This window comes from Hafnia sp. HMSC23F03, assembly GCF_001816025.1.
In the GTDB taxonomy this organism is placed as follows: domain Bacteria; phylum Pseudomonadota; class Gammaproteobacteria; order Enterobacterales; family Enterobacteriaceae; genus Hafnia; species Hafnia paralvei.
In genome coordinates this window covers 479,565-493,283 of the sequence record NZ_KV824214.1, presented here as the reverse complement: position 1 = coordinate 493,283, position 13,719 = coordinate 479,565, and the positions used below count along the sequence as shown (strand labels likewise).

Below are 13,719 nucleotides of genomic sequence, written 5' to 3'. Positions count from 1 at the left end.
AATGGAGTCAGTATCAGGTGTGAAAAGGGATTAACAGTTTTCAACTATCGCAACAAAAGTGATCGCAACCGGAGGGGAAAAGGATACAATTTGATAAATCGTTGGGAAAAGATGACTCAGTACCTGCCCGTCGTCATTCCGGTTTTCATGGAACCGTCGAGTTCGGTAGCTTGCTTGTCTCGATTTTCAGAAGAACACATGTCTGAAGAACAAACTCTCTTTTATTCTCAAGCATAAAGGCGTCGCTATGAAAAATATCAATCCTAGTCAAACCGCTGCCTGGCATGCTCTGCAGCAGCATTTCGAGCAAATGAAATCTGTGCAGATGCGCGATCTGTTCGCTCAAGATGCCGACCGCTTCTCTAAGTTCTCTGCTACCTTTGATGACCAAATGCTGGTCGATTTTTCTAAAAACCGCATTACCACAGAGACCCTCGAAAAGCTGCAGGCTTTAGCGAAAGAAACGGATTTGCAGGGGGCGATTGCCTCCATGTTTGCGGGCGAAAAGATTAACCGTACTGAAGATCGTGCCGTGCTGCACATCGCCCTGCGTAACCGCAGCAATACACCAATTATCGTCGATGGCAAAGATGTGATGCCTGAAGTGAATGCGGTGTTGGCGAAGATGAAGCAGTTCTGCGCGCGCGTGATCGGTGGAGAGTGGAAAGGGTACACCGGCAAAACGATTACTGACGTAGTAAACATTGGTATCGGTGGTTCTGACTTAGGCCCATACATGGTGACCGAGGCGCTGAAACCTTACAAAAACCATCTGAACATGCATTTTGTTTCCAACGTCGATGGTACTCATATTGCCGAAACGCTGAAAACGTTAAATCCAGAAACCACGCTGTTCCTCGTGGCTTCAAAAACCTTTACCACACAAGAAACCATGACGAACGCCCACAGCGCACGTGACTGGTTCCTGAAGTCTGCTGGTGATGAAGCCCACGTTGCTAAGCATTTCGCGGCGCTGTCTACCAATGGTAAAGCGGTTAGCGAGTTTGGTATTGATACTGCCAACATGTTTGAATTCTGGGATTGGGTCGGCGGTCGTTATTCCCTATGGTCCGCTATCGGGTTGTCTATTGCGCTGAGCATTGGTTTCGATAACTTTGAACAGCTGCTGAGCGGCGCACATGCGATGGATCAGCATTTTGCTAATACACCGATTGAACAAAACCTGCCGGTGCAGCTGGCGCTGATCGGTATTTGGTACAACAATTTCTTCGGTGCTGAAACTGAAGCCATTCTGCCATATGACCAGTATATGCATCGTTTCCCTGCCTATTTCCAGCAGGGGAATATGGAGTCCAACGGTAAATACGTTGACCGTAACGGCAATCCAGTCACCTATCAAACAGGTCCAATTATCTGGGGTGAACCGGGGACTAATGGTCAGCATGCTTTCTACCAGCTAATCCATCAGGGGACTAAACTGGTTCCTTGCGACTTCATCGCTCCAGCGATTAGTCACAATGCGTTGGGAGACCACCACAGCAAGCTGTTATCCAACTTCTTTGCTCAGACCGAAGCTTTGGCTTTCGGTAAATCGCGTGAAGAAGTGGAAGAGGAGTTTGCTAAAGCAGGTAAAACTGCGGCTGAAGTGGCGCACATCGTGCCGTTTAAAGTGTTTGAAGGCAACCGCCCGACCAACTCCATCCTGCTGCGTGAAATCACGCCATACAGTTTGGGTCTGTTGATTGCGCTATACGAACACAAAATCTTCACCCAAGGTGCAATCCTGAATATCTTCACGTTCGACCAGTGGGGCGTTGAGCTGGGCAAACAACTGGCTAACCGTATCCTGCCGGAATTGAACGGTAGTGAAGACGTGAAGAGCCACGATAGTTCAACCAATGCGCTGATTAACCGTTTCAAAAACTGGCGCGCATAGGCGAGTTAATGGGTTAAATTAACGTGTAAAAAATGCCATCCCTTGGGATGGCATTTTTGTTTGATTTGGTTCTTCTCTCAAACCTGAAGCACGATATTATATGGAAATCCCCAGATTCCTTGTGGCCTTAACCTTGAATACATACCCTGCGTTTTAGCCAATCCTTTCCTTCCACAAACCGAGTGACCATCATGGCGCACACGGTATTACCGGTGGAATTCAGCAGCGTGGCTGGAACGTCGATGATCGTGCTGATAATCATGATGGTACCGACCAGTTCTGGTGAGAAGCCAAAGACTGAGCAAATCATCAGTTCGCCCGTCATACCACCGCTTGGGATAGCGCCCATGACCGCACCGACTAAGAATGCCACGCTGATAATGGCCGCGATGCTCATGGGATCGCTCATATCCTTATGGAACAGCGTAAACAGAAACACAATTTTGATGATGCCACCAATGACCGAGCCATCTTTATGGGTGTTGGCTCCCAAAGGGATCACGGTTTCAGCGATATCATCGGGTACTCCCATTTTCTTCGTTGCGACCAGATTGGCTGGAATACAGGCTGCGCTTGATGACGTTGCCACGGCGGTAATCGCTGGAGTCAAAACGTTTGACCAGAAAACTTTGACGCCAAGTTTTCCGCCGGCCACGAAGGCATACAGCGTATTTGCGCCGAAGAAGTAGATAACCGTTAGCATCAGATACAACAGAAACGCGTTCAGGTAGCCATTGATAATTTGTGGACCTAAGTGACCTACGGTGGCGGCAAAGTAACAGCCTAAACCTACAGGCGCGGCGTACATGATAATCTTGACCATGCGCAGAATAACGGTCGTACCTGCAGTAAGAAAATCAGCCACTGGTTGGCCTTTTTCACCTGACATTGAGGTCGCCAAACCAAGTAGCACCGAGAAAACAATCAACGGCAGTAGGCTGGATTTAGTAAACAACTGAAGGAAGTCAGGCACCGTGAACGTATTCACGATGATTTCCCCCAAACTTTTACCGTGCGAATCTGGCGCAGGTGGCAAATGGGCAATCAGCGTACTGACGTCTACGTTTTGGAATGGATTATAAATTTGGGTGCCAATGAAGGCGATAACGGCGGCAATGAGCGCGGTGCTAAGAAATACGGCAAAGACCGTCCCCATGATTTTCCCGAGCCGAGCCATTTGCTTCATTTCTGCAATCGACGATGAAATGCTGAGGAACACGAGCGGCACAATGACGACAAACATCAGATTAAGAAACAGATCGCCGATTGGCTGCACGATCGCCGCTTTTTCTCCGAAAATGATGCCGGATAAGCCACCAAGAATAATCCCTAGCAGTAAGCAAATAGTAAAACCGTAATGACGCAGTATTTTCATATTATTTTGTTTCTCAATCGTTGGAACGCCCTGGTATAAGCTACGGCAATGATTCGTTTCTTGGCGAATTTTAGCCGGGTGCCATAGTAAAACGATTAACAAAAAAATGTCGCAAAATGTGGAACTGGTTGGATTTCTCTCAGGGGATTTGGGTATTTATTTTTCACTGGGGATAGACGGCAAAATAGTCATTTTGTTAACTTGATCACATAAACGACTTCAACGGCAAAAGGAACACTAATGCCAGGTAGCAAACAATCGAGCACTATCGCCAAGATTTTACAGTGGATCCTGAACGCGGGGCTGTTGATGCTGGCCGTGATTCTGGTGGTCTTTCTTGGAAAGGAGACATTTACGCTGGGTACGGTGCTGTTTAACGCCAGCGAAACCGCGTCATCCTATCTACTGATCGAAGGGATTGTGATTTATTTTCTCTACTTCGAGTTTATTGCGCTGATCGTGAAGTATTTCCAATCGGGATACCATTTCCCGCTGCGCTATTTTATCTACATCGGCATAACCGCGATTATTCGTCTGATTATTGTTGACCACAAAAACCCGGCAGATACATTGATCTATTCTGCTGCCATTTTGGTGCTGGTGGTTGCGTTATACCTTGCGAATACAGAAAAGCTAAAGCGCGAGTAGAGCTAAAAAGAAAAGGCGGCCAATGGATAAGGCTGGTCACTTAATCGTGATTTTAGGGGAAGTACACCGATGGGGTCGTAGCAGCTTTAGCTGCCGGAGCGCCCCGCGGTGTGCTAGCCCCGTGTATCTCGATCTCTTAAACGATCAGCATTAGGCCAATGGCCGCCAAAGAGGTCATCGCACATGGCTATAACCTCGAGCTAATGATAAAAACGGCAATAACAAAGACACAGGTTTTTCCACGCATTACCCTTTCACACCACCGGACGTCAGTCCGCCTACCAGCCAACGCTGCGCAAGCAGGAATACGGCCGTAATCGGAATGGCCGACAGCACAGCCGCTGCGGCAAAGTCGCCCCACAGGTAGTTTTGCGGATTGAGATACTGCTGCATACCGACTGCCAACGTATAGCTATTCACATCGCGCAACAGCAGGGAGGCAACCGGCACTTCGGTAATCGCGGCAATAAATGACAGAATGAATACCACCGCCAAAATCGGTACCGAAAGCGGCAACAGAACCAAGCGAAACGCCTGCCACGGCGTAGCGCCATCCAGCGCAGCGGCTTCTTCTAGCGAGTTATCGATAGTTTCAAAATAACCCTTAATGGTCCAAACATGCAGAGCAATCCCCCCCATATAGGCAAAAATAACGCCGCCGTGGGTATTTAATCCGAGGAACGGAACATATTGGCCGATACGGTCAAATAAGGCATATAGCGCGACTAAAGAGAGAACTGCAGGGAACATCTGAAAAATCAGCATGCCCTTGAGCAGCGAACTCTTGCCTTTAAATTTCATACGGGCAAAGGCGTAAGCACAGGTAGTGGAAAGCGTGACAATACCCACTGCGGTAATGACGGCGATTTTGATTGAGTTCCATAGCCAAAGCAGAACGGGGAAAGGCGGTGGCGTGACGCTGCCGTCCGCGTTGGTGACGGTCATACCTAACGCTAATTGCCAGTGTTCCCACGAAATTTTCTCTGGGATTAGGCTACCAGTGGCAAAGTTGCCGGAGCGCAACGAAATTGCAATCACCATCAGCAGTGGGAACATGATCATGCAGATAAATGCCAGCATCATCAGATGAGTAAACAGCAGTCGTAAACGCTGGGATTTTGGTTGAACCATTGCCATATCGTGGTCCCTCTCCTTAATCGAAATTCATTTTGCTGGCTTTCAGATTGAGAATCGCCAACGCGCCAACCAACAGGAAAATCAGAGTGGCAATCGCGGCCGCCAGACCAAAGTCTTGTCCGCCACCGCCTTCAAACGCAATGCGGTAGGTGTAGCTGACCAACAGGTCGGTGTAGCCCGCAGGCGTTGAAGTACCCAGCATGTCAGGCCCGCCGTTGGTTAACAGCTGAATCAGAACGAAGTTGTTAAAGTTGAAAGCAAAACTGGCGATCATCAGCGGTGTTAACGGCTTAATCAGCAGCGGTAATGTGATGCGAAAGAAGTTTTGCATCGGCCCCGCACCATCCATTGCCGAAGCCTCATATAAATCGTCAGGAATCGCCTTCAGCAAGCCCATGCACAGAATCATCATGTAGGGGTATCCGAGCCAGGTATTGACGATCAAAATCATACTTTTGGCCGTCAGCGGATCGCTGAACCAAGCGGGTTTGATGCCAAACAGATGACTCAACAGCATGTTGATCTCACCAAAGCTTTGGTTGAACAATCCCTTAAAGATCAATATTGAAATAAACGAAGGAACGGCGTAGGGCAGAATCAGCATCACGCGATAAATAGCTTTACCTTTCAACGCTTCCCACTGAACGACGCAGGCCAATACCATGCCGACGGCGACGGTGAAAACGACGGTCAGCACCGAGAAGATGATGGTCCAAATAAATATGCTGACGAAGGGCTGACGGATACCTTCATCCTGCACCACCCGCATGAAGTTTTTCCAGCCTATCGAGACGGTAAAACCGGGGCTGAGCTGCTCATTCTCCCATTGTCCTTGGGCATTCACCGCCTGATAAAAACCAATGTCGGTGTTAGGGCGATAGAGTGTGCCAGTCTGATTGTTTTTTAGTGTTTCGCCATCTTTTTCAAGTGAGTAGAGCGGGCTTGTGCCAGCGAACTGACGCAGAGAGCTCATGCGTAATTCACTGTTTTGCGGGAGGACTGCCACAATATTATTCAGCGCCTGACGATTCTGAGTAATAACACGTAGAGTGGCTCGCTCTCCGGCGAGTTCTGTGCTTTCTGGCTTCATGGTCAGCCGCTGTTCTTGGGCGCTGAAGCTAAAAGGTTCCGAGATATAAAGCTGGTCGTTTTCGCTGTCGGCGAGCTGTAAGCGCCACTGATTCCCTTCTGGATAGAGACCAAAACCGTAGGTTTTCCCCGTGGTAAATTGTCTCTGCATCAGTACAGATTGCGCACGTTCGAATGTCAGTTGGTTGGTGCTGCTGTAGTTGGTAAACGCAATCGCGATAGTGCAGATCAGAGGAAACAGAACGAATAGCCCCATTCCTGCCAGACCGGGATAGACGTAGCGCCACGCATAGGCTTTACGGTTGGCAAAAATGTATAATCCTGAGCCCAGTAAAACCAGCGTCAGCATGGCGAAAAGATATTCACCCTGTGCATACATCACGATGGTGAGGTAGCCCGTAAATAGACACATTGCGGCGATAACTATCCACTTCAATATGTCACTCTGCCACCATTTATCCGGCTTCGCGATTGGATATTCTGTATGGGATAACGACATAAAACACTCCCTCATTTCTCTTACGCCGAAGGCGGTTACGGACAACTATTTTTCATCTGAAACATACAAGAACTGTCTCCCCCTAGCGCCTTGTGGCGTTAGGGGGCATCTCATGTCAACTACTTGGTCATGCGTTGTTCTGCACCGGTTAATGCTTCTTTCACGCTTTGACGGCCATTCACCGCATTGATGATGGCGCTACGCTCTGCGTACCAGAAAGCGCTCATTTGCGGAATGTTTGGCATAATTTCGCCTTTTTGGGCGTTCTGCATGGTGGCGGCAATCTTAGGATCTTTTTCTAAGGTTTCCTGATAAGACTTCAGCGCGACGGCGCCCAGCGGTTTGTCTTTGTTAATTTGTTCCAGACCTGCGTTGGTCATCAGATAGTTTTCCAGAAACTCGGTGGCCAATTCTTTATTCGGGCTGGCGGCGTTAATCCCTGCGCTAAGCACGCCTACGAAGGGTTTTGACGGATGACCTTTGAAGGTCGGTAACAGCGCGACACCGTAGTTGATGTTGCTCTTATCGATGTTTGACCAAGCCCAAGGACCATTAATGGTCATCGCCGTTTGGCCTTTGTTAAACGCCGCTTCGGCGATGGAGTAATCAGTATCCGCGTTGATATGTTTGTTTTTCACCAAGTCGACGATGAACTGCAAACCCGCCTGAGAGCCCGCGTTGTTCACCCCGACGTCTTTAATGTTGTAGGTGCCGTTGTCGTATTTGAACGCATACCCGCCATCAGCCGCGATAATTGGCCATGTGAAGTACGGTTCTTGTAAGTTCCACATGATGGCGCTCTTGCCTTTTGCACGCAGCTCTTTATCCAGTGCAGGGATCTCCTCCCAAGTCTTTGGTGGTTCCGGCAGGATATCTTTGTTGTAAATCAGCGACAGCGCTTCAACCGCGACAGGATAGGCAATCAGCTTGCCGTTATAGCGTACGGCATCCCAAGTGAACGGATAGAGTTTGTCTTGGAACGCTTTAGAAGGATGGATTTCGGCCAGCAGGCCAGACTGCGCGTAGCCGCCGAAACGATCGTGCGCCCAGAAGATAATGTCAGGTCCATCACCGGTGGCGGCGACCTGTGGATATTTCTCTTCCAGCTTATCAGGATGCTCAACCAGCACTTTAATGCCGGTTTCTTTTTCAAACTTTTTACCGATTTCAGCTAGACCGTTATAGCCTTTATCGCCGTTAATCCAGATAACCAGTTTGCCTTCTTCAATTTTAGCGAACGCGGAAGAGGAGAGAACCAGCGTAGCCAGTGCCGAGAGGGCGAGCGTTCTGATGCCTGATTTCTTAGTCATTATCCAATCCTTCTTGTTCTGTTCTGTCGAGGTATGAGTTTGATGTCTGTCCGGCTTTGCGAGGAAGGCAAAACAGTTCAGATAAGCCGTAGAGCACGAATTCGTTGCTTGACCCCGTGGTTAAGGGATTTCTGATGCAGTGCCATACTCTATTACACGAGATTGCTTCTCATCCTCCCCCCTTCTACGCCCCTAGAGGGTTTCTTGTGATCTGGTTAACACTACCGCCTATTCTGTGGATGTAGGCACAAAATCGCAGGGTTATTTTTGCTAGCAGGATCACGAATTCACTGAAAGGTATGAACTTTTCATTATTAGCCATTCTCTCTCATCCTCCCATCTCCTCCCCCACGAAAAACCTTGTTACGGATGATTACGCTTGCTTGCTTCTCACGCACTATCGGCAGCAATCGATAAGGCGCATCTGCTGAAAACGCATGGCTACGGATTAGGCCAGTGTGAGATGCCGCGTTAGTGGACCTTTTTAGCGAGTGATAGACAGGAGTAACGCATGGCGAGCGTAGCACTGCGCAACGTATATAAGGCTTACGGAGACGTCGTTATTTCTAAAGACGTGAACCTTGAGATTCAGGACGGCGAATTTGTGGTGTTTGTTGGGCCATCAGGCTGCGGCAAATCGACGTTGCTGCGCATGATTGCTGGTTTAGAAGATATCACTTCCGGCGAATTACTCATCGGCGGTAAACGCATGAATGAAGTGCCTCCGGCAGAGCGTGGCATCGGTATGGTGTTCCAATCCTATGCGCTTTATCCGCATCTCTCTGTAGCCGATAACATGTCATTCGGCCTCAAGCTGGCAGGTACGAAAAAAGCGGAAATTACCCAACGCGTTAATCAAGTCTCTGAAGTTCTGCAATTGGCACATCTTCTGGATCGCCGCCCTAAAGCGCTTTCTGGCGGGCAGCGTCAGCGTGTGGCGATTGGACGTACGTTAGTGGCTGAGCCAGACGTATTCCTGCTGGATGAACCGCTATCCAACCTTGATGCCGCTCTACGCGTACAAATGCGTATTGAGATTTCACGCCTGCATAAGCGTTTAGAACGCACCATGATTTATGTCACCCACGATCAGGTCGAAGCCATGACGTTGGCTGACAAAATCGTTGTTCTCGACGGCGGTAGCGTAGCGCAGATTGGCAAGCCTTTAGAGCTTTATCACTATCCGGCTAATCGCTTTGTGGCGGGCTTTATCGGCTCGCCGAAAATGAATTTCCTACCGGTTAAAGTCACCGCCGCTGAGCCGCAGCGTGTGCAAATTGAGTTGCCTAATCGCCAGCAGGTCTGGTTACCCGTGGAAGGAACGAATGTTCAGGTGGGGAGCAACCTGTCTCTGGGTATCCGTCCTGAGCATTTACTGCCAAGCCATGACGCCGAAGTCACTCTTGAAGGTGATGTTCAGGTGGTAGAGCAGTTAGGCAATGAAACTCAAATCCACATTCAAATTCCCGCTATTCGTCAAAACCTTGTCTATCGCCAGAACGACGTGGTGTTGGTTGATGAGGGCGCCAAATTTGCCATTGGCTTGCCACCTGAACGCTGTCATCTATTCCGAGAAGACGGTGTCGCCTGCCGACGGCTGCATAAAGAGCTAGGTGTCTAGCTCTTGGTTAGAGAGTTGTTAGTTAACAATGTGTTGAGTGAGAAAACGTTAGATAGAGAACACTTATAACTTTATGCCGTCAGGCAACCCTATCAGGAGAATGATGATGACTTTGCGCAAGGTACCTTTAGCACTGGCTGTTGCGAGTGCGGTGCTGTCAACACAGGCACTGGCTGTAGATTTCCATGGTTACGCACGTTCAGGTATCGGTTGGACCGCAAGCGGCGGCGAGCAGCAATGTTTCAAAGCGACAGGCGCTCAGAGCAAATACCGTTTGGGTAACGAATGTGAAACTTACGCAGAATTAAAGTTGGGTCAGGAGCTGTGGAAAGACGGCGACAAGAGTTTCTATTTTGACACCAACGTTGCGTACTCCGTGCAACAGACCAATGACTGGGAAGCGACAGATCCAGCCTTCCGTGAAGCCAATATTCAGGCTAAAAACGTTATTGAGTGGGCTCCGGGCTCTACGCTGTGGGCAGGTAAACGCTTCTATCAGCGCCACGACGTTCACATGATCGACTTCTACTATTGGGATATCTCTGGTCCAGGTGCTGGTTTAGAAAATATCGATTTGGGCTTCGGTAAATTGTCTGTGGCTGCAACGCGCAATACTGAAACCGGTGGCTCCACCAATTTCAGCTCTCAGGACCAACGCGACCTGATTAAAGATACCGCGAACGATGTGTATGACGTGCGCTTAGCCGGCTTGGAGACTAACCCTGGTGGTACGCTGGAATTAGGTTTTGACTACGGTCGTTCTAATCCGACCGACGGTTACCATCGTGCGAAAGATGCCTCAAAAGATGGCGTGATGGTGACGGCAGAGCATACTCAGGCGATCTACAGCGGCTTTAACAAATTTGTGGTTCAGTATGCCACCGATTCTATGACCTCAAATAACTCAGGTCACTCTGAAGGTTCCAGCATCAATAACAATGGCCACATGATCCGAATTCTTGACCACGGCGGTATCGACTTCAACGATAAGTGGGCATTGATGTACGTGGGTATGTATCAGGACATTGATCGTGATGATAAGAACGGCACCACATGGTACACCGCAGGTATTCGCCCGATGTACAAATGGACGCCAATCATGAGCACCCTGTTGGAATTTGGCTATGACAACGTGAAATCTCAGCGTACCGGCGACAATAACAACCAGTACAAAGTGACGTTGGCACAGCAATGGCAGGCTGGTGACAGTATTTGGTCTCGTCCAGCCATTCGACTGTTCGCAACCTACGCTAAATGGGATGAGAAATGGGGCTACGCCACGAAAGACGACACGGGTTATAGCGATGGCGTCGCGTACAACGATAACAATACCCATAAATTCAGCCGCGGAAACGACGATGAAGTCACCTTCGGCGCACAGATGGAAGTTTGGTGGTAACAGTTGTTTGACGGCGGCGGAATTATTCCGCCGCACTTCATTGGGTTCGGCCACGTTCTTGCCACTGTGGCCGAGCCATCTCTAGGTGGGGCTCTACAATGAAAAATAAAATGAAAAGCAAAATGAATAATAAAATCAAAGCTGTCATGACAAAAAATATCGTCGCTTTGAGCGTCGCCTTAGCGATGTTCAGTGCAATGCCGCTCAGCGCTCAGGCTGAGAGCACTATCCAGCCAGCGAACGTTGCGACGGCTCCAGCGATCCCAACCGCAACGCTGCAACAATTGCCATGGGAGCCACTGGTTCCACCGGTAACCAAAACGGCAATGCTTAACGGCAGCAGTGCGCAACTGCACGTAGGCGATATTCAAGGTGCTGTCGGCGCGTTTACTCTGCCTGCCGATCGCGGATCGCTAGAAATAACGATCAGTAGTTTAGTGGACGCCAAGAAAGTGTATGCGCCAAGCGTGATGGTTCTGGACGAAAATATGCGCCCAGCGGCGTTTTATCCCAGCAGCTATTTCAGCTATCAGCAACCGGGTGTCATGAGCGGCGATCGCTTGGAAGGTACATTAAAACTGACGCCAGCTTTGGGCCAAAAGCAGATCTATATGGTCATCTACACCACGTCTCAGGATCTGGCAAAAACAACGCAGATGGTTGATCCGGCTAAAGCCTATGCCGCTGGCGTTGGCAATGCAGTGCCCAATATTCCCGATCCGATCGCGATCCATCAGTCTACCGGCACGATCAAGATCAAAGTGAAAGCAGAGCAAAACACTGGCAACGTGATGATCGGTGGGATCTTGCCTATGGCACCCAAAGAACAGCCGGTCGTCGTAGGCTCTAGTGCTCCGGTTTCGACGCCGATAGCCGCTCCTGCTAAGCCGGCGCAGCCAATGCTTAAAGACACTGATGAATATTTCAATAGCGGTATTCGTGCTGCCGTTAAGGGCGGGGATATTGATAAGGCATTGAAACTGATGAATGAAGCGGAACAATTAGGTTCAACCACTGCCCGTGAAACCTTTATCCGTAGTGTGAAAGGCAAGGGGTAAACCCACGCTGCGGAAGCTGGCTCTTTGACTGGGTGTCCTTTGGGGCACCCTTTTTTGTTTTTCAGCTGAATCCAATCCTGCAATTGTTATCAAACTGATCATCTATTGCTACTGCTCTGCCTACACAGCGTAAACTGAGTTACAATGACCATCCAATTTTCAGCGTGGGCGAGGGCTGGCGCTATTTTCAGCTTTGGAGTCACCGGAATGGCAGATTGTCATCCGTCGTTGGACGTAACTCATTGGCACCCTATCCATGAAGTCAGTTTAACTGCGACGCAGCAGAGCTGGCTGGGGGAATGCCAGTCTATGACCGCTCGTTTTGAACGTCACTGTGGCAAAGTCACCATCGTTCCGCAGCGCGAAGGCTTTATCGGCGTAGACTCTTTAGGTGAGGAACTCACCCAGCTTCCTGATTGTGAGCGCTTTTGGCTACGCGAGGTTTTATTGTGTGGTGATAATGTGCCTTGGCTATTTGGTCGCACACTCATACCTGAAACCTCACTGACGGGGGAAGAGGTCTCTTTGCTCACGCTCGGTACGGTTCCACTGGGTCGTTATTTGTTCAAGGCCGCAGAGCTGACGCGTGACTTTATTCAGGTTGGTGAGCAGGGTGAGTTATGGGCGCGGCGTAGCCGTTTACGTTTATCAGGTAAACCTTTGTTGTTAACCGAACTTTTTTTGTCTGAGTCTCCGTTGTATGGTGTTAATAATGAATTGTAGTGTCGTCATCATTGGAATGAATGACTGGAGGGATTCGTGACTCAAACCAAGTGGCAGGCCTATTGTCGCCTGATGAGAATTGATAAGCCTATTGGTTCGCTGTTATTGCTTTGGCCAACATATTGGGCTCTGTGGCTGGCGGGTGGTCAAGTTCCCAGTCTGAAGCTGCTGGTGGTCTTTACGCTGGGCGTATTTTTCATGCGAGCGGCTGGCTGTGTGGTCAATGATTTTGCCGATCGACGCGTCGATGGGCATGTAAAACGCACCGCGCAGCGTCCACTTCCCAGTGGGGCAGTGACGGAAAAAGAGAGTAAAGCCTTATTTGTCATTCTGGTGCTGATCTCTTTTGGGCTGGTTTTAACGCTGAATGCGATGACGATCTGGCTATCGGTTGCTGGGTTGGCGCTGGCATGGGTTTACCCGTTTATGAAACGGTTTACTCATTTGCCGCAGGTTGTATTGGGCATGGCGTTTGGCTGGTCAATTCCAATGGCGTATGCCGCCGTTAGCGAGAGTTTGCCTCTGAGCTGCTGGCTGTTGTTCTTGGCGAATATTTGCTGGACAGTTGCCTATGACACCCAATATGCGATGGTTGATAGAGATGATGATCTGAAAATCGGTATTAAATCGACGGCGATCCTGTTTGGTCGTTTCGACAAGCTGATTATTGGTCTACTGCAGCTGGCGACGCTCTTGTTGATGGTGTGGATTGGTTATCTCAACCAGCTAAGCGGTGCTTATTATTGGGGGATTCTGCTGGCGGGCGCGCTGTTTATCCATCAACAAAAGCTGATTGCACAGCGCGAACGTATGCCGTGTTTTCAGGCTTTCCTCAATAATAACTATGCGGGTTTAGTGCTGTTTATCGGTATCGTACTTTCGATTTGGTCGTAAATATGCCGTGACATGCATATATAAAAAAGGCGCCTATAGGCGCCTCTTTTATATCGAAGATCGACGATC

The 13,719-nt window shown here is 49.3% G+C and carries 11 protein-coding genes; 7 read left to right on the top strand and 4 right to left on the bottom strand.

Features of this window, described 5'->3' with window-relative positions:
• Nucleotides 1-247 precede the first annotated feature (247 nt).
• Entirely contained in the window at nt 248-1,897 is a 1,650-nt protein-coding gene (gene pgi, locus HMPREF3091_RS07970) for a glucose-6-phosphate isomerase (RefSeq protein WP_008814716.1), read from the top strand.
• 127 nt (nt 1,898-2,024) lie between these two features.
• Here the strand turns inward: pgi and HMPREF3091_RS07965 are convergent, their stop codons facing one another.
• Nucleotides 2,025-3,272 (bottom strand): dicarboxylate/amino acid:cation symporter, encoded by a 1,248-nt coding sequence (locus HMPREF3091_RS07965; RefSeq protein ID WP_070715271.1) that lies wholly within the window; start codon nt 3,270-3,272, stop codon nt 2,025-2,027.
• 240 nt (nt 3,273-3,512) lie between these two features.
• Here HMPREF3091_RS07965 and psiE point away from each other — a divergent pair, with 240 nt between their 5' ends.
• Nucleotides 3,513-3,920, top strand: coding sequence for a phosphate-starvation-inducible protein PsiE (psiE, locus tag HMPREF3091_RS07960; protein ID WP_004095296.1), 408 nt, complete (start codon nt 3,513-3,515; stop codon nt 3,918-3,920).
• A 246-nt stretch (nt 3,921-4,166) separates the two neighbouring features.
• Here the strand turns inward: psiE and malG are convergent, their stop codons facing one another.
• The 3 genes from malG to malE all read right to left on the bottom strand — a co-directional run bounded on the left by malG (nt 4,167) and on the right by malE (nt 7,955).
• Nucleotides 4,167-5,057 (bottom strand): maltose ABC transporter permease MalG, encoded by an 891-nt coding sequence (gene malG / locus HMPREF3091_RS07955; protein WP_004095298.1) that lies wholly within the window; start codon nt 5,055-5,057, stop codon nt 4,167-4,169.
• A 16-nt stretch (nt 5,058-5,073) separates the two neighbouring features.
• On the bottom strand, nt 5,074-6,645 hold the full coding sequence (malF, locus tag HMPREF3091_RS07950; RefSeq protein ID WP_070715182.1) for a maltose ABC transporter permease MalF: 1,572 nt from the start codon (nt 6,643-6,645) through the stop codon (nt 5,074-5,076).
• Between the two features lie 119 nt (nt 6,646-6,764).
• Nucleotides 6,765-7,955, bottom strand: coding sequence for a maltose/maltodextrin ABC transporter substrate-binding protein MalE (gene malE / locus HMPREF3091_RS07945; RefSeq protein WP_004095303.1), 1,191 nt, complete (start codon nt 7,953-7,955; stop codon nt 6,765-6,767).
• A gap of 511 nt (nt 7,956-8,466) precedes the next feature.
• On the opposite strand from malE, the gene malK reads away from it, so the two are divergent.
• From malK to ubiA, 5 genes are all read left to right on the top strand, one after another.
• On the top strand, nt 8,467-9,576 hold the full coding sequence (gene malK, locus HMPREF3091_RS07940) for a maltose/maltodextrin ABC transporter ATP-binding protein MalK (RefSeq protein ID WP_004095306.1): 1,110 nt from the start codon (nt 8,467-8,469) through the stop codon (nt 9,574-9,576).
• Nucleotides 9,577-9,676: 100 nt separating this feature from the next.
• Nucleotides 9,677-10,975 carry a maltoporin gene (locus HMPREF3091_RS07935; RefSeq protein ID WP_004095308.1) on the top strand — a complete coding sequence of 433 codons (1,299 nt, stop codon included), beginning with the start codon at nt 9,677-9,679 and terminating at the stop codon, nt 10,973-10,975.
• A 146-nt stretch (nt 10,976-11,121) separates the two neighbouring features.
• Nucleotides 11,122-12,033 (top strand): maltose operon protein MalM, encoded by a 912-nt coding sequence (gene malM, locus HMPREF3091_RS07930; RefSeq protein ID WP_070715269.1) that lies wholly within the window; start codon nt 11,122-11,124, stop codon nt 12,031-12,033.
• Between the two features lie 207 nt (nt 12,034-12,240).
• Nucleotides 12,241-12,756 (top strand): chorismate lyase, encoded by a 516-nt coding sequence (ubiC, locus tag HMPREF3091_RS07925; RefSeq protein WP_070715267.1) that lies wholly within the window; start codon nt 12,241-12,243, stop codon nt 12,754-12,756.
• A 24-nt stretch (nt 12,757-12,780) separates the two neighbouring features.
• On the top strand, nt 12,781-13,650 hold the full coding sequence (ubiA, locus tag HMPREF3091_RS07920; protein WP_035503930.1) for a 4-hydroxybenzoate octaprenyltransferase: 870 nt from the start codon (nt 12,781-12,783) through the stop codon (nt 13,648-13,650).
• Nucleotides 13,651-13,719 lie beyond the last annotated feature (69 nt).

Bases quoted from the DNA above. Each gene is read 5' to 3' on its own strand.
- HMPREF3091_RS07965 (WP_070715271.1), bottom strand. From the start codon at position 3,272: ATGAAAATACTGCGTCATTACGGTTTTACTATTTGCTTACTGCTAGGG.
- malF (WP_070715182.1), bottom strand. From the start codon at position 6,645: ATGTCGTTATCCCATACAGAATATCCAATCGCGAAGCCGGATAAATGG.
- malK (WP_004095306.1), top strand. From the start codon at position 8,467: ATGGCGAGCGTAGCACTGCGCAACGTATATAAGGCTTACGGAGACGTC.
- malE (WP_004095303.1), bottom strand. From the start codon at position 7,955: ATGACTAAGAAATCAGGCATCAGAACGCTCGCCCTCTCGGCACTGGCT.
- pgi (WP_008814716.1), top strand. From the start codon at position 248: ATGAAAAATATCAATCCTAGTCAAACCGCTGCCTGGCATGCTCTGCAG.
- ubiC (WP_070715267.1), top strand. From the start codon at position 12,241: ATGGCAGATTGTCATCCGTCGTTGGACGTAACTCATTGGCACCCTATC.
- malG (WP_004095298.1), bottom strand. From the start codon at position 5,057: ATGGCAATGGTTCAACCAAAATCCCAGCGTTTACGACTGCTGTTTACT.
- malM (WP_070715269.1), top strand. From the start codon at position 11,122: ATGACAAAAAATATCGTCGCTTTGAGCGTCGCCTTAGCGATGTTCAGT.
- HMPREF3091_RS07935 (WP_004095308.1), top strand. From the start codon at position 9,677: ATGATGATGACTTTGCGCAAGGTACCTTTAGCACTGGCTGTTGCGAGT.
- psiE (WP_004095296.1), top strand. From the start codon at position 3,513: ATGCCAGGTAGCAAACAATCGAGCACTATCGCCAAGATTTTACAGTGG.